This window comes from Streptomyces sp. NPDC005533 (assembly GCF_042871845.1).
In the GTDB taxonomy this organism is placed as follows: Bacteria; Actinomycetota; Actinomycetes; order Streptomycetales; family Streptomycetaceae; genus Streptomyces.
The window spans coordinates 52,903-75,608 of the sequence record NZ_JBIAJH010000015.1 but is presented as its reverse complement, the minus strand read 5'-3'; the positions used below and the strand labels follow the sequence as shown (position 1 = coordinate 75,608).

Sequence of the window (22,706 nt, the reverse complement as noted above, 5' to 3'; positions counted from 1 at the left end):
GTCAGCCCTGCACGGCCGCCCGCTTGCGGCGGAAGTCCAGGACCACACCGACGAGCACGACGACACCGGCGACCAGCGTCGACAGGGTGACGACCTCGCGGTTGGCGTCGTCCACGAACATGTAGCCGATCACGAACATGATCAGGGCGGCGGTGGCCCAGGTCAGCCACGGGAAGAACCACATCTTGACGGTCAGCTTCTCCGGGGCCTCGCGGACCAGGATCCCGCGCATCCGCAGCTGGGTGAAGCAGATCACCAGCCACACGAAGAGCGCGATGGCGCCCGACGAGTTCAGCAGGAAGTTGAAGACCGTGTCCTTGAAGGCGTAGTTGAAGTAGACGGCGACGAAGCCGAAGACCGTGGAGCCCAGGATCGCGGCCACCGGGACGCCCCGGGAGTTGACCTTCGCGAACGCCTTGGGGGCGTCGCCGCGCTCACCGAGCGAGAAGGCCATGCGGGAGGCGGTGTAGAGGCCCGAGTTCAGGCAGGACAGCACGGCGGTCAGGACGATGACCTCCATGATCGTGCCGGCGTGCGCGATGCCGATCGAGTCCAGGGCCGCGACGTACGAACCCTTCTCGGTGATCGACTTGTCGTTCCACGGGAGCAGGGTCAGCACGATGAAGATCGAGCCCAGGTAGAAGACGCCGATCCGCCAGATGACGGAGTTGGTGGCCTGGGTGACCGCCTTGCGGGGGTTCTCCGACTCGCCGGCCGCCAGGGTGACGATCTCGCTGCCCATGAAGGAGAAGACGACCATCAGCACACCGGTGAGGACCGCGCCGTAGCCGTTGGGGAAGAAACCACCCGCGTCGGTCAGGTGCGCGAAGCCCGTGCCCGGGTTGTCCGAGCCCGGCAGCACGCCGAAGACGGCCAGCATGCCGACGATCACGAAGGCGCCGATGGCGACGACCTTGATGCCCGCGAACCAGAACTCGAACTCACCGTAGGAGGCGACCGAGCCGAGGTTGGTGGCGGTCAGGACCGCCATCACGATCAGCGCCCAGCCCCACTGCGGGACGGCCGGGATCCAGCTCTCCAGGATGGAGGCACCGGCGGTGGCCTCGACGGCGAGCACGACGACCCAGAAGAACCAGTAGAGCCAGCCGATGGAGAAGCCGGCCCAGCGGCCGAGCGCGCGGTCGGCGTAGGCGGAGAAGGAGCCCGAGTTCGGACGGGCGGCGGCCATCTCGCCCAGCATCCGCATCACGAAGACGACCATCGCGCCGACCAGCGCGTAGGAGATCAGGATGGCGGGACCGGCCTTGGCGATACCGCCACCGGAGCCGACGAAGAGACCGGCGCCGATGACGCCGCCGATGGCGATCATGGACAGGTGGCGGTTCTTGAGACCGGCCTTCAGACCGTCGGAGGGCTGGCCCTCACCGGAGTTGCCGGTGGGGTCGTTGCCTTCCTTCTGGAGGGTCGTCGTGGAGCTCATGGACGGATCCTTAGGTTCTCGGGTTGCGAGCCCCGGCATTCAAACCTGAGATGAACGCAGGACGGAAGACCTCAATCCGGATCGTTGCGTTTGGACGAACCTCCCGGACCGCGGTTCTGCCGTGTCCCATCTGCGCTCTTTGGGTTTACTTGAGCTTTAGAAGTGACTTACGCGACACCCCCTGCGGGCCGTCGGACCCCTTCGTGCCACACTCGTCCCATGCGCGTGTACCTCGGATCCGACCATGCCGGCTTTGAGCTCAAGAACCACCTGGTGGACTGGCTCAAGGACAACGGCCACGAGCCCGTCGACTGCGGGCCCCACATCTACGACGAGGTCGACGACTACCCGCCGTTCTGCCTGCGTGCCGCCGAGCGGACCGCCGCGGACGAGGGCAGCCTCGGCATCGTGATCGGCGGCTCCGGCAACGGCGAGCAGATCGCCGCCAACAAGGTCAAGGGCATCCGCGCCATCCTCGCGTGGAGCGTCCAGACCGCAGAACTGGGACGCGAGCACAACAACGCCAACGTCATCTCCGTCGGCGGCCGCATGCACACCCAGGACGAGGTCGTCAGCTTCATCGACACCTTCCTGAAGACGCCGTACTCCGGCGCGGAGCGGCACACCCGCCGCATCGACATGCTCACCGCCTACGAGCAGACCGGCGAGCTCCCCCCCATCCCGGCCCACCACCCGCAGGGCTGATCCCGCTTCCGGCCGTGCCGTTCCCCGCGGGGACGGCACGGCCGTTTCCATTCCTCCCAGGAGTACGCCGTGCCCGAGGGGCATACGATCCACCGCCTCGCCCAGGACCACACCGAGCGGTTCGCCGCCCGCCCGGTCCGCGTAAGCAGCCCCCAGGGCCGCTTCGCCGAGAGCGCTGCCCTGCTCGACGGGCGGGCACTGGAGGGCGCGGAGGCGCACGGCAAGCACCTCTTCCTCGAACTGGGCGACGCCTGGATCCACATCCACCTCGGACTCTTCGGCAAGCTCGGCTTCGGCCCCGCCCCGGCCCCGCCCGCCACCGACACGGTCCGGCTGCGCCTGCTGAACGAGGAGCACTACGCCGACCTGCGCGGACCCACCGCCTGCGCGCTGATCGGCGAGGGCGAGAAGAAGGCGATACACGCACGGCTCGGCCCCGACCCGCTGCGCCCGGACGACGACCCCGAGCGGGCCTGGAAGCGGATCTCCCGCTCCCGCACCACCGTCGCCGCCCTGCTGATGGACCAGAAGATCGTCGCGGGCGTCGGCAACGTCTACCGCGCCGAGGTCCTCTTCCGGCACGGCATCGACCCCTACCGGCTCGGCAAGGACCTCACCCGCGCCGAATGGGACGCCATGTGGGCCGACCTGGCCGCCCTGATGCGCGAAGGCGTACGGAACAACCGCATCGACACCGTCCGCGACGAGCACCTGCCCGAAGCGATGGGCCGGCCGCCGCGGGTCGACGACCACGGCGGCGAGGTGTACGTCTACCGCAGGGCCGACCTGCCCTGTCACATCTGCGGCGGCGAGATCCGCACCGCCGACCTCGCAGCCCGCAACCTCTTCTGGTGCCCGACCTGCCAGCAGCGCTAGACCGGCCCCGCCCCGGGAGCCGGTACGGGGACCGGAACCGGTGCTAGAAGCCGTGCGGGAGCCAGGGAGCCACGTCCCCCGCGAAGGCGCGCGAGGCCTCCGTCAGCGCGCCCGGCCGCAGCTCGCGGACGAGGCCGGCCGCGGCGAGCGAGGCGAGGGTCAACCCGCCCAGGTACGCCGACCCGAGCTCCCGGACCGACAGCTCCAGGTCCGCCGGCTCCTCGGTCCGCGTGCACCGGGCGGCTCCCTTGGCGTCGGCGACCAGCCGCCACCGCCCCGCGTTCCACGGGCAGAAGGCGTCCCCGACCTCCAGGACCACGTCCGTCGGAGCCCCGTACGTCCGCGCCTCCAGCGCCGCCGCCAGATCCACCAGCCGCAGGTGCAGCGAGTCCCGGACCCGCGGCTGCGACCGCCGCACGTCCGTGACCAGGTGCAGCACCGGATCGTCCACCGGCCGCCGGGACGCCCGTACGCTCCAGGTCAGGTCGATCGAGAAGAGGTAGCGCCACAGCGCCGCGCACGCCGCCGGGTCCAGCGCGTCGAGGTCGCTCACCTCGACCTTGCCGTCCGAGCCGGACCGGCCCCAGTCGGCCTTCACCCGGTAGCGCGCGTACCCGACCACCTCGCCGTCCGCCCGCTCGGCGACCACGCACTTCAGCGGTGACGCGCCGGAACGCGACCCGGCCGGATCCAGCAGCGGCTGCCGCTCCCAGCCCGGCTGCCGGGCCGGCATGCCCGGCCGCCGCGGGACCAGCGCCGCGTACACCCGCTCGCAGTCGGCCAGCGCCGCCGACGGGTCGACGAGGCGCAGGCGCACCTCGTCCGTGCCCGGCGGCACCGAGAGCCGTACCCGGGTCGTGTCGATCTCTACGTCCAGGGCGTACGTCGCGGTGCCGTAGCCGAAGCGCCCGTAGATCGCCGGATCCGAGGCCGTCAGCACGGCGATCGGTTCGCCACCCGCCCGGATGTCGTCCAGTTGCCGCCGCATCAGGGAGCTGAGCACCCCGCGCCTGCGGTGGGTGGGGGAGACGCCCACCATCGTGACCCCGGCCGCGGGAACGACCGCCCCGCCCGGCACCGAGACGCGGAAACTCAAGGCACCGGCCGAGCCGACGCACGTGGCGCCGTCCCAGACACCGAGCGAGCGCTCCGCTTCCGTCAGCGACCTGTAGAGGGTCCGCTCTTCGGGGGACTCGGGCACACCACCGAACGCCAGTTCCAGGTGGTCGTACCAGACATCCCACTCATCAGCCTGTAATACGCGCATCTCAAGAGCCATACGGTCATCCCTATCAGGGCATTCCGTCCCGGGGCGAAGTGTTTTCAGGCGCTGCCGGGCCCCGGGTCCGGGGGTACCCCTGCGCATCCACAGCCAGGATGGATAGGGTCCCGAAGCAATGGCCGGAGCACGCGTGGAATCCCTCATGGCCCGGATGCGCATGCTGTCGCACCGGGGCCGCACCGCCCTGCGCAAATCCGCGGTCGACTACTTCCGCGGCGACGCCTCCGACTGGCTCGCCTTCGCCGGGCTGCTCGTGACCGTCCCCGCCATCGCCTGCGGCACGATGATGCTGCCCGTCTGGTTCTCGCCCTCGGCGCTCGTCCTGCCGATCGTGGCCGGCGGCCTGCTGCTTCGCCCCGCCAGCCTGCTCGGCCTGTACGCCGCCTCCGCGGCCGCCCTGATCGTCGAGGCCCTCGTGCTCGGCCCCTACACCCAGGGCCCGGCCCGCGTCACCCCCGGAACCGTCCTCGTCGTCGCCGCCTGCGGGTTCTTCGGACTGGTCATCGCCCAGTTCCGCAGCCGCGTCGGCGTGCCCTGGCGGCGCGGCGGCACCATGCTCTTCGACCTGCGCGAGCGGATCCGCGTCCAGAGCAAACTGCCCAACCTGCCGCGCGGCTGGCACCGCGAGATGGCCCTGCGCCCGGCCGGCGGCCAGTCCTTCTCCGGCGACTTCGTCGTCGCGGCCCGCACCAACGGCGGCCGCACCCTGGAGATCGTCCTGACCGACGTCTCCGGCAAGGGCATGGAAGCGGGCTCCCGGGCCCTGCTGCTCTCCGGCGCCTTCGGCGGACTCCTCGGCGCCCTGCCCCCGCACGGCTTCCTGCCCGCCGCCAACGGCTACCTCCTCCGCCAGGACTGGGACGAGGGCTTCGCCACCTCCATCCACCTCGTCCTCGACCTGGAGACCGGCGACTACGAACTCCTCTCCGCCGGCCACCTCCCCGCCCTCCAGCTCTGCGCGGGCACCGGCCGCTGGCAGGAGAAGTCCGGCGAGGGCCCGCTGCTCGGCGTCTACGACGGCGCCGCCTTCACCCCCGCCCGCGGCAACCTCCGCCCCGGCGACGTCCTGATGCTCTTCACCGACGGCCTCGTCGAGACCTCCGACCGCGAGCTCAGCGAGGGCATCGACCGCCTCACCGGCGAGGCCGACCGCTACGTCGCCGCCGGCTGGGAAGGCGCCGCCTGGCACCTCATCGAGAAGGTCGCCAAGGACGTCAACGACGACCGCGCCCTGCTCCTCATCCGGCGCTCCGCCTGAACGGGGTGGGGTCTGCCCCACCACCGTTGCGCCGGGCCGCGCCATGGCCGGCCGGCCCTCGTGATCCGTAGCGTCGCAACCACGATCAAGGCCACGGCGAAAGGCGGCACACCATGGGGCTCCGACGGAGCGGGCGGCGGCGGCACGAGGACACCGAGAACGCTCCGGCGACCGGGGACCCCCACGGCGCACCGGCCGTGGAACTGCGCGGCGTACGGCGCGCCTACGGGCGCGGCGCCACCACCGTGCACGCCCTGCGCGGGATCGACCTCAGCCTGCCGCGCGGCAGCTTCACCGCCGTGATGGGCCCCTCCGGCTCCGGCAAGTCCACCTTCCTGCAGTGCGCCGCCGGACTCGACCTGCCCACCGCGGGCTCCGTCCGCCTCGGCGGCACCGAGATCACCGGCATGAACGAGAACGAGCTCACCGAGCTCCGCCGCAGCCGCCTCGGCTTCGTCTTCCAGGCCTTCAACCTGCTGCCGTCGCTGACCGTCGAACAGAACGTGCTGCTCCCGACGCGCCTCGCCGGCGGCCGGTCCGCGCACCAGGGCCGGGCCCGCGCCGCCGACCTGCTCGCCCGCGTCGGCCTGGAGGGCAAGGGCGGCCGGCGCCCCGCCGAACTGTCCGGCGGCCAGCAGCAGCGCGTGGCCCTCGCCCGGGCCCTGGTCACCCGGCCCGACGTGGTCTTCGCCGACGAACCCACCGGCGCCCTCGACACCACCACCGCGGCCGAGGTCCTCGGGCTGCTCCGCGACGCCGTGGACGCGCTGGGCGCCACCGTCGTCATGGTCACCCACGACCCGGCCGCCGCCGCCCACGCCGACCAGGTGCTCTTCCTGGCCGACGGCCTGATAGCGGCCCGCCTCCCCCGCACCCCCGCCCCCACCATCGCCGCCCGCATGACCACTCTCACCCGGGCGGCGGCATAGCCGATCGGCTGCGCCGCGCTTGGGCGGGGCCGGGGTGGGGGCCGGTTGGGGTGGGGGCGGGCGCGCTTTGGCTGCGCCGCTTGGGTGGGTCGGCGGTGGGGGCCGGTTGGGGTGGGGGCGGGCGCGCGCCGGGGCGTCTCCTCGGGCGCCGAACGTGACGAGGGGTCGGACACCTCGGCGGCAGTGCGTTCGACGCCCTGCGGGGATCACCCCGACACACACCCACCCCCACCCCAACCGACCCGCCTGCTACCCAGTGCCGACGCACCCTCCAGCCCGGCCGCAACCCCTTCGACTACGCCGCACCCATTCAGCCTGGCCGCACCCTCTCAGTTACGCCGCGCAAATTCAGCCCCGCCGGCGTTTGAGGCGCGGGGTCCGGGGCGGAGCCCCGATCTGTAAGCCGCACCCTCCAGCTGCGCCGCGCCCATTCAGCCTCGCCGGCGTTTGAGGCGCGGGGTGCGGGGCGGAGCCCCGGTCTTTGAGCCGCACCCTCCCGCGGCGCCGCACCATCCGGCCTTGCACGCCTTCCGGCTGGGCCGCACAAATCCAGCCCCGCCGGCGTTTGAGGCGCGGGGTGCGGGGCGGAGCCCCGGCCATGAGCCGCACCCTCCCGCACCTCCGGCATCAGAGGAGCAGACGGGAAACGCACCGCCGGCAAGATCCACAGACGACCTAGTCGAAGCGGATGTGCCGCACACCGATCAGCGCGCCCCGAATCCGGCCCCGCAAAACGCCATCCGTGTTCGGAGCCAGCTCCAGCCCCGCCGAGGCCGCCACCCGATCGGCGACCTCGGACACGCTCAGCCGGTCCGTGGTCACGTGCTGCGCGAACTCGGGCGCGCGCAGCGCCTCCAGGCACCCGTCCAGCCGGGCCACCGCGAAGCCGTCCCGCTTCAGCCCACGGCCCAGCCCGCGTTCCCGCAGCCGCCGCAGCACCGTCTCCCGCTGTGCCAGCAGCGCGAAATGCCGTACGTCGTGCCCCTGTTCGCGCAGCCGTCCCACGGTCTGCGCGAAATACGCCGGCTCCGTGACCGTCATCGGCACCAGCACCACCCCCGGATGCCGCCGCACCGCGAGGTCCAGCACCTCGAACACCCCCTCGCGCCACGCCTGAAGGTCCTGGAAGTCGCCGCGCAGCGCAGGCGGCAGCATCCGGTGCAGCCCGAACCCGACGTGCTCGGGATCGCACACGACGCTTCCCGGCAGCCGCCGGTGCACCTCGTACGCCGTCTGCGTCTTGCCGCCCCCGAAGGGCCCGTTGAGCCAGACGATCACCGGGTCACCGCCGTCCACGGACCGATCCCCAGCTTCCCGGTGTTCCCGAGGTCGAACGGCCGGGCCAGCCGCATCCACAGCCGGGGCGCTCCGGGGCGGGGTGCGATCTCCAGCACCGGCACCGTCGTGGCCGTCACCGTCGGGTCGGTGACGAGGTTGCGCCACACCACCGACCACGCCGCGGCCTGTCCCGGCGCCAGCGTCACCCGCTGCGGGGCCGCCTCGATGTTCGGCACGCCCGTGGTGAACCCCTGCGCGCCGTGCTCCACCGTGACCGCGAGCGGATCATTGCGGCCGTCCCGCAGCGACACCTCCGGGTAGCCCTCCAGCACGTACGGCTCCGTACCGCAGTTGACCAACTGGAAGCCCTCCACCCGCAGCCCCATCGCCGCGTCCCCGCCCGTCTCGACGAGCCGGACCCCGCCCTCGGGGCACGTACCGTCAGGCGTGGGCACCGGGGCGGGCGCGTTCCGGGTCGTGGTCGGCTTCGCCTCCGTGCCCTGCTGCGTGGGCCTGAGCTGCGGTCCGGGCGCGGCCGGCGGCGCCGGCGGCGTACTGCACCCCGCCACCCCGACCAGCACCCCCACGACGAGAACGCCGCCCATCCACCGCTTAGCGATCATCCACCGAGCCTACCGGCGGCCGGTCCCGCCGAGTTCGAGCACGCCAAGCCACCCCCCGCAGGGCCCGAAACGCCCCCCCGGCCTGCGGCCCCCGGCCTGCGGCCCCCGGCCTGCGGCCCCCGGCCTGCGGCCCCCGGCCTGCGGCCTGCCCGGCCTGCGGCCCGTGCTGTACGGCTGTCCGCAGCGCTGGTGCTATCCCGCATTGCCCGGATCACCCGAACCGCCCGCGCCATTCGTGGTCCCGCCCCGCCCGCGCCTGCCGTCCCGCCCCCACCAACGCCGCCCGCCCCGTCGACGCCGGCCGCGCCGCCCGCGCCGCCCGCGCCGCCCGCGCCAGGGCCCGGCGGCCCGCCGTTCCTCGTGGGCCGGCCGGATCACCGTTTGCGGCGCGCGGGCCAATTCGTGGGGATTGGCCCGCCCGTCCCGCCGCGGCCACGCCTACCGTGCCCCCATGGACCGTACGCTCGCCGCCGACCTCGCCCGGCTCCCCGACCTGCTCGACGCCACCCGCCGCGCCGCCGCCGAGGCCCTCGCGTCCTTGGACGAGCGGCCCGTCGTACCGCCCCCCGGCCAGCCCCTCCACCCCGGATCCGCCCCAGGGTCCGAACCCGAGCCCCTCCCCGAGCACGGCACGGGCACCGACGCCGCCCTCGCCGCCTTCCGCGCGCGCTGGGAGCCGCGGCTCTCGGCCTCCGCCGGCCCCCGCTACCTCGGCTTCGTCACCGGCGGAGCCACCCCGGCCGCCCTCGCCGGGGACTGGCTCACCGCCGTCCACGACCAGAACTCCAACTCCGCCCTCGACGGCGCCGGCCAGGACCTCGAACGCGAGACCGTCGGCTGGCTGCGCGAGCTCTTCCACCTCTCCGACGCCCACACCGGCACCTTCGTCAGCGGCGCCACCATGTCCAACACCACCGGCCTCGCCGTCGCCCGCGAATGGCTCGGCGAGCGCCTCGGCGTCTCCCCGGCCGAGGACGGCGTCGCCGCCCTCGGCCCGGTCCGCGTGCTCTCCGGCGCCCCGCACTCCTCGATCGGCAAGGCCCTCTCGGTCCTCGGCCTGGGCCGGGGCTCCCTCCTCACCGTCCCGACCCTGCCCGGCCGCGAGGCCGTGGATCCGGCCGCCCTGGACCGCGCGCTCGCCGACACCCCCGGCCCCGCCGTGGTCGTCGCCAACGCGGGCACCGTCAACACCGTCGACTTCGACGACCTCCCCGCCATCGCCGCCCTGCGCGAACGCCACGACTTCTGGCTGCACACCGACGCCGCGTTCGGCGCCTTCGCCGCCCTCTCCCCGGACCACGCGCACCTCGCCGCCGGCCTCGACGCCTCCGACTCCCTCTGCGTCGACCTGCACAAGTGGCTCAACGTCCCCTACGACAGCGCCGTCCAGTTCACCCGCCGCCAAGACCTCCAGGCCCGCGTCTTCCAGAACTCCGCCGCCTACCTCGGCCCGCTCGGCGAGCACCCCGACCTCGTCCACCTCACCCCGGAGAACTCCCATCGGCTGCGCGCGCTCGCCGCCTGGTTCACGCTCCGCGCGTACGGCCGCCACGGCCACCGCGAGATCGTCGAACGCGACATCGCCTGCGCCCGCGCCCTGGGCGCCGCGCTGGACGGGGACCCCGCCTTCACCCTCCTCGCCCCGGTCCGTCTCAACGTCGTCTGCTTCACCCTCGCCACCGATCCCACCCCCGCCCGGCTGACCGCCCTGCGCGAGGCCGCGGCCGCCGAGGTCTTCGTCACCCCGACCGTCTACGGTGGAACCCCCGCCCTGCGCGCCGCGTTCTCCAACTGGCGTACCACGCAGGCCGACGTACGCCGGGCCGCCGAGGCCCTCCGCGCAGCAGCGAGGGAGATCGCATGACCAGCCGTCCCCTGACACTCGTGGAGGTCGAGGCCCTGGCGCGCACGGCGCACGAGGGCCAGACCGACAAGGCCGGCCGGCCGTACGCCGAGCACCTCGCGGCCGTGGCCGAGGGCGTCCGCCTGCGCGGTGGCAGCCCCGAACAGCAGGCGGCGGCCTGGCTCCACGACGCGATCGAGGACGAGGCCCTCAGCCTCACCTGGCTGGATTCCGCCGCCTTGCCGCAGCACGTGAAGGACATGGTCCTCGCGGTCACCAAGCGCCCCGGCGAACCGGTCGAGCAGTACACGGCCCGCATCCTCGCCACCCCCGGCGCCCTCCTCGTCAAGGAGGCCGACCTGGCGCACAACGCCGACCCCGTACGCCTCTCCGTACTGGACGGCCCCACGCGCGAACGGCTGTCCGCGAAGTACGCGTATGTCCGGTCCCTGCTCGGTCTCACCGCCCCTTGACCCGGGACCCGCGCCCGAAACATGCCCGGCGCACATGTGGTTGGCGGAAACGGAACCACGGCGATTCGTCACGGGACGGATAGCCGGGCCCCGTTGGTGGGAGGATGGTCCATGTGGGGGTGTGCCTGGCCGTGCGCCCCGGGCCGACCAGGGGACGACCGAAGGTGTGATCAGTAGTGGCCATTTCGCTGTCAGTGGTGGTTCTGTTGGCGGTCATCCTGGTGGTGCTGATCCGCGGCAACCACATCAAGACGGGCCCCGCCATCGTCGCGGCCCTCTTCGGTTTCTTCCTGGCGTCCAGCTCGATCGCGGACGATGTGAACCGTTTCCTCAATTCCCTCGCGACGATGATCGCCAACATCAAGCTCTGAGCCGCCGGCCACCGCGCTGCCGCTCGCCGTGGGGGACCGACCGGGCGTGTCCGCGACCTGAGCGGCGCCGCGTCGAGAACCCCCACCGCGGCACCGGCAACCGCGCGCGCACTCCGCCTGTCGGATGAAGGCCGATCGACAGGTAGAGCGAATCGCGCGTGTGCTCGAACGCGTCGATGGTCGATCTGCGACGCAACTCGTCTCAATGCCCCGGCACTTGGCCGCACCGACGATCGGGCCGACGCCACCACCCCGGGGCCGGCCCTCGACGCCGTCCGCACCGGGAACGACGAAGGGCCAGGTCGAGGAGAACTCCTCTGACCTGGCCCTTCGTGCTTCAGAGCGGGTGACGGGAATCGAACCCGCGTAGCTAGTTTGGAAGACTAGTGCTCTACCATTGAGCTACACCCGCAGCGCGCGTGCCGATGGTACGGGACCGCGGCACGGACAGCATCCTAGCGGGTCGCGCAGGGGGAGCGCACACCACATTTCGCGCCCGCGCGCCGGACGAGCCCGAAACGCATCGGGAAACCCCGCACATCAGAGGGTCTCCGGGCATGTACCCTACGTGTCGCACCGACGGGGTGTGGCGCAGCTTGGTAGCGCGTCCGCTTTGGGAGCGGAAGGTCGTCGGTTCGAATCCGGCCACCCCGACCAACAGCAGGGTCTCCACAAGATCGCGTTGTGGGCTGATTGCCGCTTGCGGCTACTATGCAAGCTGCGTGCCCGTGTGTCTGATGTACCGGGCCGAAGTCCGCTGAACCGCTGAATCGCAGCGAGACGGCAGATCCCCCAGAAGTCAGCCACAAGGAGACCGAACCGTGAAGAGCGCCGTGGAGACCCTGAACCCGACTCGGGTTCGGCTCACTGTTGAGGTGCCCTTCGAGGAGCTCAAGGACAGCCTCGACGCGGCGTACAAGAAGATCAACCAGCAGGTCACGGTGAAGGGCTTCCGCAAGGGCAAGATCCCGGCCCGCGTCATCGACCAGCGCTTCGGCCGCGGTGCGGTGCTGGAGGAGGCCGTCAACGACGCCCTCCCGAAGTTCTACACCGAGGCCGTCAACGAGGCCGACCTGAACCCGCTGGGCCAGCCCGATGTGGACATCACGGAGCTGAAGGACGGCGAGCTGCTGGCCTTCACCGCCGAGGTCGACGTCCGTCCCGAGATCGAGATCCCGGACTACTCCGGCATCGAGGTCGAGGTCGACGCCATCGAGGTCTCCGACGAGGACGTCGAGAAGTCGGTCGAGCAGCTGCGCGGCCGTTTCGGCTCCACCAAGGACGTCGAGCGCGCCGCCGCCGACGGTGACGTCGTCACCATCGACCTGGAGGCCAAGGTCGACGGCGAGGTGCTGCCCGACGGCGTCGCCTCCGACGTCTCGTACACCATCGGCTCGGGCGAGCTCCTCGAGGGCATCGACGAGGCCGTCACGGGCCTGGAGGCCGGTGGCGAGGCCACCTTCACCTCCCAGCTGAAGGGCGGCTCCGCCGAGGGCAAGGACGCCGAGGTCACCGTCAAGGTCACCAAGGTCTCCGCCAAGGAGCTCCCGGAGCTGGACGACGAGTTCGCGCAGATGGCGAGCGAGTTCGACACCCTTGAGGACCTCAAGGCGGACAGCCGCAAGCGCCTCGAGAACATGAAGCAGTACGACCAGGCCACGCAGGCCCAGGAGCGCGTCCTGGAGAAGCTGCTGGAGCTCGTCGAGGTCCCGATCCCCGAGAAGCTCCTCGCGGACGAGGTCCAGACCCGCAAGCACAACCTGGAGCACCACCAGCTCGGCCAGATGGGTCTGACCCTCGAGAAGTACCTGGAGTTCCAGGGCAAGACGGTCGAGGAGTTCGACGCCGAGACCTCCGAGCAGGCGATCAAGGGCATCAAGACCCAGTTCGTCCTCGACGCGCTGGTCAACAAGGAGAAGCTGGGCGTCAACCAGGAGGAGCTCACCGAGCACCTCATGCGCCGTGCCCAGTCCTCCGGCATGTCCCCCGACCAGTTCGCCCAGGCGGTCGTCGAGGGTGGCCAGGTTCCGATGCTCGTCGGCGAGGTCGCCCGCGGCAAGGCCCTCGCGGTCGTCGTCGAGGCCGCCAAGGTCGTCGACACCAACGGTGACGTCGTGGACCTGTCCGACGAGGACGAGGAGACGGATGCCGAGGGCGCCGAGACCGTCGAGTCCGCCGCCGACGGTGACGACGAGGTCAAGGCCGACGAGGCCAAGTAACACCCCGGGCGAAGCCCGCTGAGCAGTGCCCCGAAGGGCCCGTACGCAGCCGCGTCCGGGCCCTTCGGCATGGCGCCCGTACGGCCTCGGGACCGGCGCCCGAAGGGCCCCCGGACCTTGCGCTCCGAGCGAACAGTTCGGGAAGCGGGATGGCGTTGTCCGACCTGCGCGTTAGGGTCCATGAATACGAGGGCACGTGAGTACCCGGGCGACGGCGGACTCGTCCGCACCGGCCGGACCGCGCCCCAGAACGAGACGCTGAGACGGCACATGGCCGTCGGAGACGAGCAGGTGGATACGTGACGAATCTGAAGCCTTACGCCGCGGGTGAGCCGTCCATCGGTGGCGGCCTCGGCGACCATGTCTACAACCGGCTGCTCGGCGAGCGCATCATCTTCCTCGGCCAGCAGGTTGACGACGACATCGCGAACAAGATCACCGCACAGCTCCTCCTCCTGGCCGCCGAGCCGGAGAAGGACATCTACCTCTACATCAACAGCCCCGGTGGCTCCGTGACGGCCGGCATGGCCGTCTACGACACCATGCAGTACATCCCCAACGACGTCGTGACCATCGGCATGGGCATGGCGGCCTCGATGGGGCAGTTCCTGCTCACCGGTGGCGCCAAGGGCAAGCGCTTCGCCCTGCCGAACACCGACATCCTGATGCACCAGGGCTCCGCCGGCATCGGTGGCACCGCGTCGGACATCAAGATCCAGGCCCAGTACCTGCTGCGCACCAAGCAGCGGATGGCCGAGATCACCGCGTTCCACTCGGGCCAGACCGTCGAGGCGATCATCCGCGACGGCGACCGTGACCGCTGGTTCACCTCCGAGGAGGCCAAGGAGTACGGCCTCATCGACGAGATCATCTCGGCCGCGTCCAACGTTCCGGGCGGCGGCGGCACCGGGGCCTGATCCCGGCACCACCGTCAGTACCCAGCAGTCGACAGCCCGCAGAACGCCACCAGGATGGTGAACACCCAGATGCAGAACAACTTCTCCGCGAGCGGCCTCTACACCGGCCCGCAGGTGGACAACCGCTACGTCATCCCGCGCTTCGTCGAGCGCACCTCGCAGGGCGTGCGCGAGTACGACCCGTACGCGAAGCTCTTCGAGGAGCGCGTGATCTTCCTCGGCGTGCAGATCGACGACGCGTCCGCCAACGACGTCATGGCGCAGCTGCTGTGCCTGGAGTCGATGGACCCGGACCGCGACATCTCGATCTACATCAACAGCCCCGGTGGCTCCTTCACCGCGCTGACGGCGATCTACGACACGATGCAGTTCGTGAAGCCGGACATCCAGACGGTCTGCATGGGCCAGGCGGCCTCCGCCGCCGCGGTCCTGCTCGCCGCCGGCACCCCCGGCAAGCGCATGGCCCTGCCGAACGCCCGTGTGCTGATCCACCAGCCCTCCGGCGGCACCGGCCGTGAGCAGCTCTCGGACCTCGAGATCGCGGCCAACGAGATCCTGCGCATGCGCGACCAGCTGGAGACCATGCTGGCCAAGCACTCGACGACGCCGATCGAGAAGATCCGCGACGACATCGAGCGCGACAAGATCCTGACGGCCGAGGACGCGCTCGCGTACGGCCTGATCGACCAGATCATCTCCACCCGCAAGAGTTCGCACTGATCCTTGCCGCCAGTTGGCGTGGAACCGCCGCCGGATTCGGCGATGTGAACCACGTCAAGGGGGCCCCGCACGGGGCCCCCGGCAAGGTACCGTCGGATATGAGGCACCAGGAGCGCTGAACCAGGCGTCTCCCAGGCGAAGGGGAAGCACCTCGTGGCACGCATCGGTGACGGCGGCGACCTGCTCAAGTGCTCGTTCTGCGGAAAGAGCCAGAAGCAGGTGAAGAAGCTCATCGCAGGACCCGGTGTGTACATCTGCGACGAGTGCATCGACCTCTGCAACGAGATCATCGAAGAAGAGCTCGCGGAGACCTCCGAGGTCCGGTGGGAGGAACTCCCCAAGCCCCGTGAGATCTACGAGTTCCTGGAGAGCTACGTCGTCGGCCAGGAGCCGGCGAAGAAGGCGCTCTCCGTAGCGGTCTACAACCACTACAAGCGCGTCCAGGCCGGCGAGAACGGCGGCGCGCAGGGCCGGGACGACGCGATCGAGCTCGCGAAGTCCAACATCCTGCTGCTGGGCCCCACGGGTTCCGGCAAGACGCTGCTCGCGCAGACCCTCGCCCGCATGCTGAACGTCCCGTTCGCCATCGCCGACGCGACGGCGCTGACGGAGGCCGGGTACGTCGGCGAGGACGTCGAGAACATCCTGCTGAAGCTGATCCAGGCCGCCGACTACGACGTCAAGAAGGCCGAGACCGGGATCATCTACATCGACGAGATCGACAAGGTGGCCCGCAAGAGCGAGAACCCGTCGATCACGCGCGACGTGAGCGGTGAGGGCGTGCAGCAGGCCCTCCTGAAGATCCTGGAGGGCACGACCGCCTCCGTCCCGCCGCAGGGCGGCCGGAAGCACCCGCACCAGGAGTTCATCCAGATCGACACGACCAACGTGCTCTTCATCGTGGGCGGCGCCTTCGCCGGCCTGGAGAAGATCATCGAGTCGCGTGCGGGCGCCAAGGGCATCGGCTTCGGGGCGACGATCCGCTCGAAGCGCGAGATCGAGGCCAGCGACCAGTTCCAGGAGGTCATGCCGGAGGACCTGGTGAAGTTCGGGATGATCCCCGAGTTCATCGGCCGCCTCCCCGTCCTGACCTCCGTGCACAACCTGGACCGCGAGGCCCTGCTCCAGATCCTGATCGAGCCGCGCAACGCCCTGGTGAAGCAGTACCAGCGGCTGTTCGAACTCGACGGCGTCGAGCTGGACTTCGAGCGCGAGGCCCTGGAGGCCATCGCCGACCAGGCGATCCTCCGCCAGACCGGCGCGCGCGGCCTGCGCGCCATCATGGAAGAGGTCCTCATGTCGGTGATGTACGAGGTCCCGTCCCGCAAGGACGTGGCCCGCGTGGTCATCACCGCGGACGTGGTCCGCTCCAACGTCAACCCGACGCTGGTCCCGCGCATCGTCCCGAAGGACCAGGGCCCGCACGAGAAGTCGGCGTAGCCCGCAGAACGGCAAGCAGAAGGGGCGCCCCCGGCCGGGGGCGCCCCTTCTGCATGTCCTGCCGTGCCGCTACTTCTTGACGCGGGAGGTGTTGTAGAGCTTCGCGGCGAGCTCCGCGGCCTGCTCCTGGGTGTAGCCCGGCTTGCCGGCGAGGATGGACGCCACGTCCGAGGCGCTGACCATGGCCAGGGTGCTGTAGTCACCCCAGACGCAGAGCGGCAGCGTGGCCTCCTTGGGCCCCTTGGTGCTGGTGTCCTTCGAGGTGAACTTGAGGTCCTGGCACTTCATGACGGCGCCCTTGAACCCCGCGGGGTTCATCGTCTTGGGGCTGCCGACGAGTTGCACCTCCGACTTGCCCTCCTTGGAGGCGTTCAGCTGGGCCATGGCGAAGTACGCGTCCACCGCCTTCTCCGGGTCGCTGACCTCGCCGTAGATACCGGAGAAGTTGAGGCCCTTGGCCGACAGCGGGTTCTTCGGGTCGCCGGCCTGGTAGTTCATGCCCACCTGGGTGGCGTTCTTGACGCCCACCCCCTCGGCTTCCTTCTTGTCCTTGTCGGTGAAGTCCTTGTCCTTGTACTTCGGGTCCTTCTTGAAGTCGTCCACCGACTCCGGGGCGACCAGCTTGTAGCCCTTGGTGTCGGACGCGATGGCGCCGCCCGCGCCGCCGCCCTCCGTGAAGTACCAGCCGGCGCCCGCGACGACCGCGACCGCGACGACCACGGCGATGATCACCCCGGCCTTGGACTTCTTCGGGGGCTGGCCGCCGTACGGGGGCTGCTGCTGCGGGTAGCCGTAGGCCGGAGTCGGCGGCTGCTGCGGGTAGCCCTGCGGGGGGACGCCCGGCTGCTGGGGGTAGCCGTAGCCGGGCTGCGGGGCGGGCTGGCCGTAGGGCCCGGGCTGCGGGGCGGGCTGGCCGTACGGACCCGGCTGCGGCTGCTGCCCGTACGGTCCCGGCTGCTGCGGCTGCTGCCCGTAGGGCCCTGGCTGGTTGTAACTCATCCCGCGTCCCCCAATGAGGTTGGCTATCCGTTTTGCTTATCCGATCCACACATCCTGGCGGAAGCGGATGGCGCCCGGGGCGGCGGGCCCCCTCATTACCGGTTTCATGACTGGACTGTTACGGCCGTAAACTGTGGCCCGTGACCGAGAACACGCAGACACCCAGCAGCCCCAACTCCGAATTGCCGACCGCGTACACGCCGGCCGAGGTAGAGGGGAAGCTCTACGAGCGCTGGGTAGAGCGTGGGTATTTCGAGGCCGACGCGAAGAGCGAGAAGCCGCCGTACACCATCGTCATCCCGCCGCCGAACGTCACGGGCTCGCTGCACCTGGGCCACGCCTTCGAGCACACCCTCATCGACGCCCTGACCCGCCGCAAGCGCATGCAGGGCTTCGAGACGCTGTGGCAGCCCGGCATGGACCACGCGGGCATCGCCACCCAGAACGTCGTCGAGCGCGAGCTCGCCAAGGAGGGCAAGTCCCGCCACGACCTGGGCCGGGAGGCGTTCGTCGAGCGCGTCTGGCAGTGGAAGGGCGAGTCCGGCGGGCAGATCTCCGGCCAGATGCGCCGCCTCGGTGACGGTGTCGACTGGTCGCGCGAGCGCTTCACCATGGACGAGGGCCTCTCCGAGGCCGTCCAGACCATCTTCAAGAAGCTCTACGACGACGAGCTCATCTACCGGGCCGAGCGCATCATCAACTGGTGCCCGCGCTGCCTCACCGCGATCTCCGACATCGAGGTCGAGTACCAGGACGACGAGGGCGAGCTCGTCTCCATCCGGTACGGGGACGGCGACGCCTCCATCATCGTGGCGACCACCCGCGCCGAGACGATGCTCGGCGACACCGCCGTCGCCGTCCACCCGGAGGACGAGCGCTACAAGCACCTGGTCGGCACCGAGATCGAGCTGCCGCTGACCGGCCGCCGCATCCCGGTCGTCGCGGACGAGCACGTCGACCCGGAGTTCGGCACCGGCGCCGTCAAGGTGACCCCGGCGCACGACCCGAACGACTTCGAGATCGGCCAGCGCCACGGCCTGCCGAACCTCGCCGTCATGGACGAGCACGCCATCATCACGGCCCACGGCCCCTTCCAGGGCCTGGACCGGCTGGAGGCCCGCTCCGCCATCGTCGCCGCGCTGCGCGCCGAGGGCCGGATCGTCGCCGAGAAGCGCCCGTACACCCACTCGGTCGGCCACTGCTCGCGCTGCAAGACCACCATCGAGCCGCGTCTGTCCATGCAGTGGTGGGTCAAGGTCGGCCCGCTCGCGAAGGCCGCCGGTGACGCGGTCCGCGACGGCCGGGTCAAGATCCACCCGCAGGAGATGGAGAAGCGCTACTTCGACTGGGTCGACAACCTCCACGACTGGTGCATCTCGCGCCAGCTGTGGTGGGGCCACCGCATCCCCGTCTGGTACGGCCCGAACGGCGAGGTCGTCTGCGTCGGACCGGACGAGCAGCCGCCCGCGGGCGAGGGCTGGACCCAGGACACCGACGTCCTCGACACGTGGTTCTCGTCGGGCCTGTGGCCCTTCTCCACCCTCGGCTGGCCGAACCGGACCGAGAGCCTGGCGAAGTTCTATCCGAACTCCGTCCTGGTCACCGGCTACGACATCCTCTTCTTCTGGGTCGCCCGGATGATGATGTTCGGCCTGTACGCGATGGACGGCACCCCGCCGTTCCACACCATCGCCCTGCACGGCATGGTCCGTGACGAGCGCGGCAAGAAGATGTCGAAGTCCTTCGGCAACGCGGTGAACCCGCTGGACTGGATGGACCGGTACGGCTCCGACGCCGTCCGCTTCACCCTGGCCCGCGGCGCCAACCCGGGCGTCGACGTCCCGATCGGCGAGGACTGGGTCCAGGCCTCCAGCAAGTTCGCCAACAAGATCTGGAACGCCACGCGCTTCGCGCTGATGAACGGCGCCACGATCGAGGGCGAGCTGCCGGCCGTCGAGGAGATGTCGGCGACCGACCGCTGGATCCTGTCGCGGCTCAACAAGACCGTGGCCGAGGTCGACGCGTTCTACGACGACTACCAGTTCTCGAAGCTGTCGGACTCCCTCTACCACTTCGCGTGGGACGAGGTCTTCGACTGGTACGTCGAGCTGTCGAAGACGACCTTCTTCGCGGGCGGCGAGCAGGCCAAGGCCTCCGCCCGGGTCCTCGGCGAGGTCCTCGACGTCATGCTGCGCCTGCTGCACCCGGTGGTCCCGTTCGTCACCGAGACCCTGTGGACCACGCTGACCGGTGGCGAGTCCCTCGTGATCGCCGACTGGCCGAAGGACAGCGGCTTCCGCGACGCGGCCGCCGAGGCCGAGATCGACGCCGTCCAGAGCCTGGTCCGCGAGGTCCGCCGGTTCCGCAGGGAGCAGAACCTCGACGACAAGCAGAAGGTCCCGGGCCGCCTGGACCTGTCGGGCACGACGCTGGGCCTGCACGAGGCCGCCATCCGCCAGCTGCTGCGCCTGCAGCCGGAGGGCGAGGGCTTCGAGGCCACCGCGAGCCTCCCGGTGGGCGGCGCCACCGTCGAGCTCGACCTGTCGGGCACGATCGACATCCCGGCGGAGCGCAAGCGGCTGAGCAAGGACCTGGCCGCCGCCGAGAAGGAGAAGCAGCAGGCCGAGGCGAAGCTGGGGAACGAGGCGTTCATCGCCAAGGCCCCCGACAACGTCGTGGACAAGATCAAGGGCCGGCTGGCCAAGGCCGAGGCGGACATCGCGCGGCTCCAGGCCCAGCTGGCCGCGCTGCCCGCCGCCTGACGGTCCGTAAGGACAGGGCGCAGGCACAGGCACAGGCACAGGCCAGGGCGAAGGCCCCCGCACCGTCGGTCGACGCGGGGGCCTTCGCCTCATGCGTTCCCCGTCCGGGGGACGGTCTCACAGGAGGCGGCTGACGAACTGCCCGAGGACCAGCGCGAGGACCAGCGTGGCCGCCGGGACCTCCGTCCTGTCCGAAGTGCCCTACATCACTGCGTTTTCGGCCTCTGTCGATCCGATCCGATCCGCTGACCACGGATGATGGAGGGCATGCGCGTCCAGCCCCTCGTCTCGGCGTACCACCGGTGGGTGGCCTCCGGCCGCCGGCTCACCGAGAGCTGGGCCGGTTCGCCGCGTGCGCTGGACGTGCTCACGGCCCTGAGCTGCCTCGGTCTGATGGCCCTCGACCTGCCCGGACTGGCCGCCGCCGACAACTCGCTGACCGGGCCCGCCGCCGCCGTCGTGCTCGCCGTGGGCTGCGCGAGCCTGCTGGTGCGCCGCCGGACGCCCTGGATCTCGTACGTGGCCGCGCTGCTGTTCATCGGATGGCTGCACGAGCTCACCCTGATCCAGTTCGCGCTGTACTCGGTGGGCCGCTACCGGGGCCGGCGGGCCGCCGTCCTGGCCACGATCGGGTACGTCGGCTTCGCGCTGCTCCTGTTCTCCTGCGTGCCGGGCTGGGCGGCGCACAAGGTGGAGACGCTCAGCGGCTTCCTCGGCCTGTTCGTGCCCATCGGGGTGCTGGCCGCGGCGGTGGGCATCGCCGCCTACCGGCACGACCTGGTGGGGGAGCTCACCGCCCGGCGGGCGGAGTCCGCCGTGCTCCAGGCCGTCCAGCAGGAACGCAGCTCGGTGGCCCGCGACGTCCACGACTTCGTCGGGCGGGAGCTGACCCTGCTGACGGTGCGCTCCGAGGTGCTGTCGGTGCGGGCGCGCGAGAGCAGCCACGCGAAGGACTTCGAGGAGCTGGCCGACACCGCGCGCCGCGCCCACCTGGTGCTCAACGAGATCATCGTGCAGCGCGGGGAGCGGGCCTCGACCCCGGGCGTCGGCGGGCTGCCCGCGCTGGCCGAGGAGAGCGGGCGGGCGGGCTCGCCCGTGCGGCTGGCCATGGACCCGGAGGTCCACGGGCTGTCGCCGCTGCGGCAGGCGGCGGTCTACCGGGTGGTGCAGGAGTGCCTGACCAACGCCGCCAAGCACGCGCACGGGGAGACCATCCACGTGTCGATCGCGGCCGACGGACCGCAGCTGCGGATCGCCGTGAGCAACGCGCTGGCGGCCCGCACCCCGGGCCGGGCGCCCGTCTCGGCGGGCTCCGGGACCGCGAGCATGTCCGAGCGCGTCCGGAGCCTGGGCGGGAGCCTGACGGCGCGCCGCACGCAGGACGCGTACGAGGTCGTGGCCACGCTGCCGCGCGGCTAGGTTCGAGACGGCCCGGCGCCTCAGGCCTTCGCGGGAACCAGCAGGCTGCCGAGGGTGTCCAGCTCCTCCACGCACCGGCCGGAGCCCAGCGCCACGCAGTCCAGCGGGTGGTCCGCCACGAAGACGGGGATGCCGGTCGCGGAGGCCATCCGCAGGTCCAGGCCGGGGAGCAGGGCGCCGCCTCCGGTCAAGGTGATGCCGTGCTCCAGCACGTCGCCGGACAGTTCGGGCGGGCACTCCTCCAGGGTGGTGCGCACGGCAGCGATGATCGCCTCGACCGGCTCGTCGAGGGCCGCCCGGACCTCCGCGGCGCCCAGCTCCAGCGTCTTGGGCATGCCGCCGACCTTCTCGCGGCCGCGCACGGTGAAGGTGCGCGTCTCCAGCTCCGGCCGGTCCGGCACCGGCCAGGCCGAGCCGACGGCGAGCTTGACGTCCTCGGCGGTGCGCTCCCCGATGAGCAGCGCGTGCCGCTTGCGCACGTGGTCGGTGATCGCCGCGTCCAGCCGGTCCCCGCCGACGCGCAGCGACCGGGAGGTGACGATGGCGCCCAGGGAGATGACGGCGACCTCGGAGGTGCCGCCGCCGATGTCCACGACCATGGAGCCGCGCGGTTCGGCCACGGGCAGCCCGGCGCCGATCGCCGCCGCCATCGGCTCCTCGATCAGGTGTACGGCTTTGGCGCCGGCCCGGGTGGCGGCGTGGACGAGGGCCCGCCGCTCGACGGGGGTGACCCCGGACGGTACGCAGATCACCATCCGGGTGCGGGGCCGGCGGCCGGGAACGGCCTTGCGCACGAAGTGCCGGATCAGCTCCTCGGCTGCCTCGTAGTCGCAGATCACGCCGCCCTTGAGGGGCCGGATCGCGGTGATGGAGCCGGGCGTGCGGCCGATGGTCTCCTTGGCCTCCGTCCCGACGGCCAGGGTGGTGGTGGTGCCGGCCCGGACGGCGACCACGGACGGCTCATCGAGGACGATCCCGTGGCCCCGCGCGTAGACGAGGGTGTTCGCGGTCCCCAGGTCCACCCCTATGTCGCGGCTGGAAGCCGTCTTTTTCGTACTGGCCTGCGGCATTTATTCCCCTCTCTGCTGTCCGCAAGGCTTGCATAACGATCCGGTCGCTCTTGCCGCCGAAGGTCCCCAACCGGCCGGGCC

The 22,706-nt window shown here is 71.1% G+C and carries 19 protein-coding genes and 2 tRNA genes; 14 read left to right on the top strand and 7 right to left on the bottom strand.

Annotated features, from left to right (window positions below):
• Position 1: 1 nt before the first annotated feature.
• Positions 2-1,441, bottom strand: a complete 1,440-nt coding sequence (locus ACFYP3_RS17545) for an amino acid permease (RefSeq protein ID WP_388832797.1) — start codon at positions 1,439-1,441, stop codon at positions 2-4.
• A 219-nt stretch (positions 1,442-1,660) separates the two neighbouring features.
• Here ACFYP3_RS17545 and ACFYP3_RS17540 point away from each other — a divergent pair, with 219 nt between their 5' ends.
• Positions 1,661-2,146, top strand: a complete 486-nt coding sequence (locus ACFYP3_RS17540; RefSeq protein ID WP_030710811.1) for a ribose-5-phosphate isomerase — start codon at positions 1,661-1,663, stop codon at positions 2,144-2,146.
• 69 nt (positions 2,147-2,215) lie between these two features.
• Entirely contained in the window at positions 2,216-3,022 is an 807-nt protein-coding gene (locus ACFYP3_RS17535; protein ID WP_388832794.1) for an Fpg/Nei family DNA glycosylase, read from the top strand.
• A gap of 43 nt (positions 3,023-3,065) precedes the next feature.
• Here ACFYP3_RS17535 and ACFYP3_RS17530 read toward each other — a convergent pair whose 3' ends face one another.
• Positions 3,066-4,301, bottom strand: coding sequence for a GNAT family N-acetyltransferase (locus tag ACFYP3_RS17530; RefSeq protein WP_388832791.1), 1,236 nt, complete (start codon positions 4,299-4,301; stop codon positions 3,066-3,068).
• Positions 4,302-4,419: 118 nt separating this feature from the next.
• On the opposite strand from ACFYP3_RS17530, the gene ACFYP3_RS17525 reads away from it, so the two are divergent.
• Positions 4,420-5,562: a PP2C family protein-serine/threonine phosphatase gene (locus tag ACFYP3_RS17525; protein ID WP_388832789.1), complete on the top strand. Its 1,143-nt coding sequence runs from the start codon at positions 4,420-4,422 to the stop codon at positions 5,560-5,562.
• A 113-nt stretch (positions 5,563-5,675) separates the two neighbouring features.
• The gene (locus ACFYP3_RS17520; protein ID WP_388832786.1) at positions 5,676-6,491 is read left to right on the top strand and encodes an ABC transporter ATP-binding protein; all 816 of its coding nucleotides are present in this window, start codon (positions 5,676-5,678) and stop codon (positions 6,489-6,491) included.
• Positions 6,492-7,166: 675 nt separating this feature from the next.
• On the opposite strand, the gene ACFYP3_RS17515 is transcribed toward ACFYP3_RS17520, so the two are convergent.
• Together ACFYP3_RS17515 and ACFYP3_RS17510 are read right to left on the bottom strand one after the other, a co-directional pair.
• Positions 7,167-7,769: an AAA family ATPase gene (locus ACFYP3_RS17515; protein ID WP_388833033.1), complete on the bottom strand. Its 603-nt coding sequence runs from the start codon at positions 7,767-7,769 to the stop codon at positions 7,167-7,169.
• On the bottom strand, positions 7,766-8,392 hold the full coding sequence (locus tag ACFYP3_RS17510) for a DUF4232 domain-containing protein (protein WP_388832783.1): 627 nt from the start codon (positions 8,390-8,392) through the stop codon (positions 7,766-7,768). Before ACFYP3_RS17510 ends, ACFYP3_RS17515 begins: the two co-directional genes overlap by 4 nt.
• 451 nt (positions 8,393-8,843) lie before the next feature.
• Between ACFYP3_RS17510 and ACFYP3_RS17505 the strand changes: the two genes are divergently transcribed.
• The 3 genes from ACFYP3_RS17505 to ACFYP3_RS17495 all read left to right on the top strand — a co-directional run bounded on the left by ACFYP3_RS17505 (position 8,844) and on the right by ACFYP3_RS17495 (position 11,079).
• Positions 8,844-10,256 (top strand): pyridoxal phosphate-dependent decarboxylase family protein, encoded by a 1,413-nt coding sequence (locus ACFYP3_RS17505; RefSeq protein WP_388832781.1) that lies wholly within the window; start codon positions 8,844-8,846, stop codon positions 10,254-10,256.
• Positions 10,253-10,708 carry an HD domain-containing protein gene (locus ACFYP3_RS17500; RefSeq protein WP_376620307.1) on the top strand — a complete coding sequence of 152 codons (456 nt, stop codon included), beginning with the start codon at positions 10,253-10,255 and terminating at the stop codon, positions 10,706-10,708. The genes ACFYP3_RS17505 and ACFYP3_RS17500 overlap by 4 nt, the downstream gene beginning before the upstream one ends.
• Positions 10,709-10,884: 176 nt before the next feature.
• Complete coding sequence (locus ACFYP3_RS17495; protein ID WP_030008564.1) at positions 10,885-11,079, top strand: membrane protein; 195 nt, start codon at positions 10,885-10,887, stop codon at positions 11,077-11,079.
• A gap of 341 nt (positions 11,080-11,420) precedes the next feature.
• Here the strand turns inward: ACFYP3_RS17495 and ACFYP3_RS17490 are convergent.
• Positions 11,421-11,491, bottom strand: a tRNA-Gly gene (locus ACFYP3_RS17490).
• 168 nt (positions 11,492-11,659) lie between these two features.
• Here ACFYP3_RS17490 and ACFYP3_RS17485 point away from each other — a divergent pair.
• From ACFYP3_RS17485 to clpX, 5 genes are all read left to right on the top strand, one after another.
• Positions 11,660-11,736: transfer RNA gene (locus ACFYP3_RS17485), tRNA-Pro, on the top strand.
• A 164-nt stretch (positions 11,737-11,900) separates the two neighbouring features.
• A complete protein-coding gene (gene tig, locus ACFYP3_RS17480) occupies positions 11,901-13,298 on the top strand; it encodes a trigger factor (RefSeq protein ID WP_388832777.1) in 1,398 nt (465 codons plus the stop codon).
• A gap of 299 nt (positions 13,299-13,597) precedes the next feature.
• Complete coding sequence (locus ACFYP3_RS17475) at positions 13,598-14,215, top strand: ATP-dependent Clp protease proteolytic subunit (RefSeq protein WP_030649990.1); 618 nt, start codon at positions 13,598-13,600, stop codon at positions 14,213-14,215.
• Positions 14,216-14,269: 54 nt separating this feature from the next.
• The gene (locus ACFYP3_RS17470) at positions 14,270-14,935 is read left to right on the top strand and encodes an ATP-dependent Clp protease proteolytic subunit (protein WP_030710839.1); all 666 of its coding nucleotides are present in this window, start codon (positions 14,270-14,272) and stop codon (positions 14,933-14,935) included.
• Positions 14,936-15,088: 153 nt separating this feature from the next.
• Positions 15,089-16,375: an ATP-dependent Clp protease ATP-binding subunit ClpX gene (gene clpX, locus ACFYP3_RS17465; protein ID WP_030026955.1), complete on the top strand. Its 1,287-nt coding sequence runs from the start codon at positions 15,089-15,091 to the stop codon at positions 16,373-16,375.
• Positions 16,376-16,444: 69 nt separating this feature from the next.
• On the opposite strand, the gene ACFYP3_RS17460 is transcribed toward clpX, so the two are convergent.
• Positions 16,445-17,374, bottom strand: a complete 930-nt coding sequence (locus ACFYP3_RS17460) for a hypothetical protein (RefSeq protein ID WP_388832774.1) — start codon at positions 17,372-17,374, stop codon at positions 16,445-16,447.
• Positions 17,375-17,514: 140 nt separating this feature from the next.
• Here ACFYP3_RS17460 and ACFYP3_RS17455 point away from each other — a divergent pair, with 140 nt between their 5' ends.
• Entirely contained in the window at positions 17,515-20,136 is a 2,622-nt protein-coding gene (locus ACFYP3_RS17455; RefSeq protein ID WP_388832772.1) for a valine--tRNA ligase, read from the top strand.
• Positions 20,137-20,403: 267 nt separating this feature from the next.
• Positions 20,404-21,555, top strand: a complete 1,152-nt coding sequence (locus tag ACFYP3_RS17450) for a sensor histidine kinase (protein ID WP_388832769.1) — start codon at positions 20,404-20,406, stop codon at positions 21,553-21,555.
• 20 nt (positions 21,556-21,575) lie between these two features.
• Here ACFYP3_RS17450 and ACFYP3_RS17445 read toward each other — a convergent pair whose 3' ends face one another.
• Positions 21,576-22,625 carry a rod shape-determining protein gene (locus tag ACFYP3_RS17445; protein ID WP_388832766.1) on the bottom strand — a complete coding sequence of 350 codons (1,050 nt, stop codon included), beginning with the start codon at positions 22,623-22,625 and terminating at the stop codon, positions 21,576-21,578.
• Between the last annotated feature and the right edge of the window lie 81 nt (positions 22,626-22,706).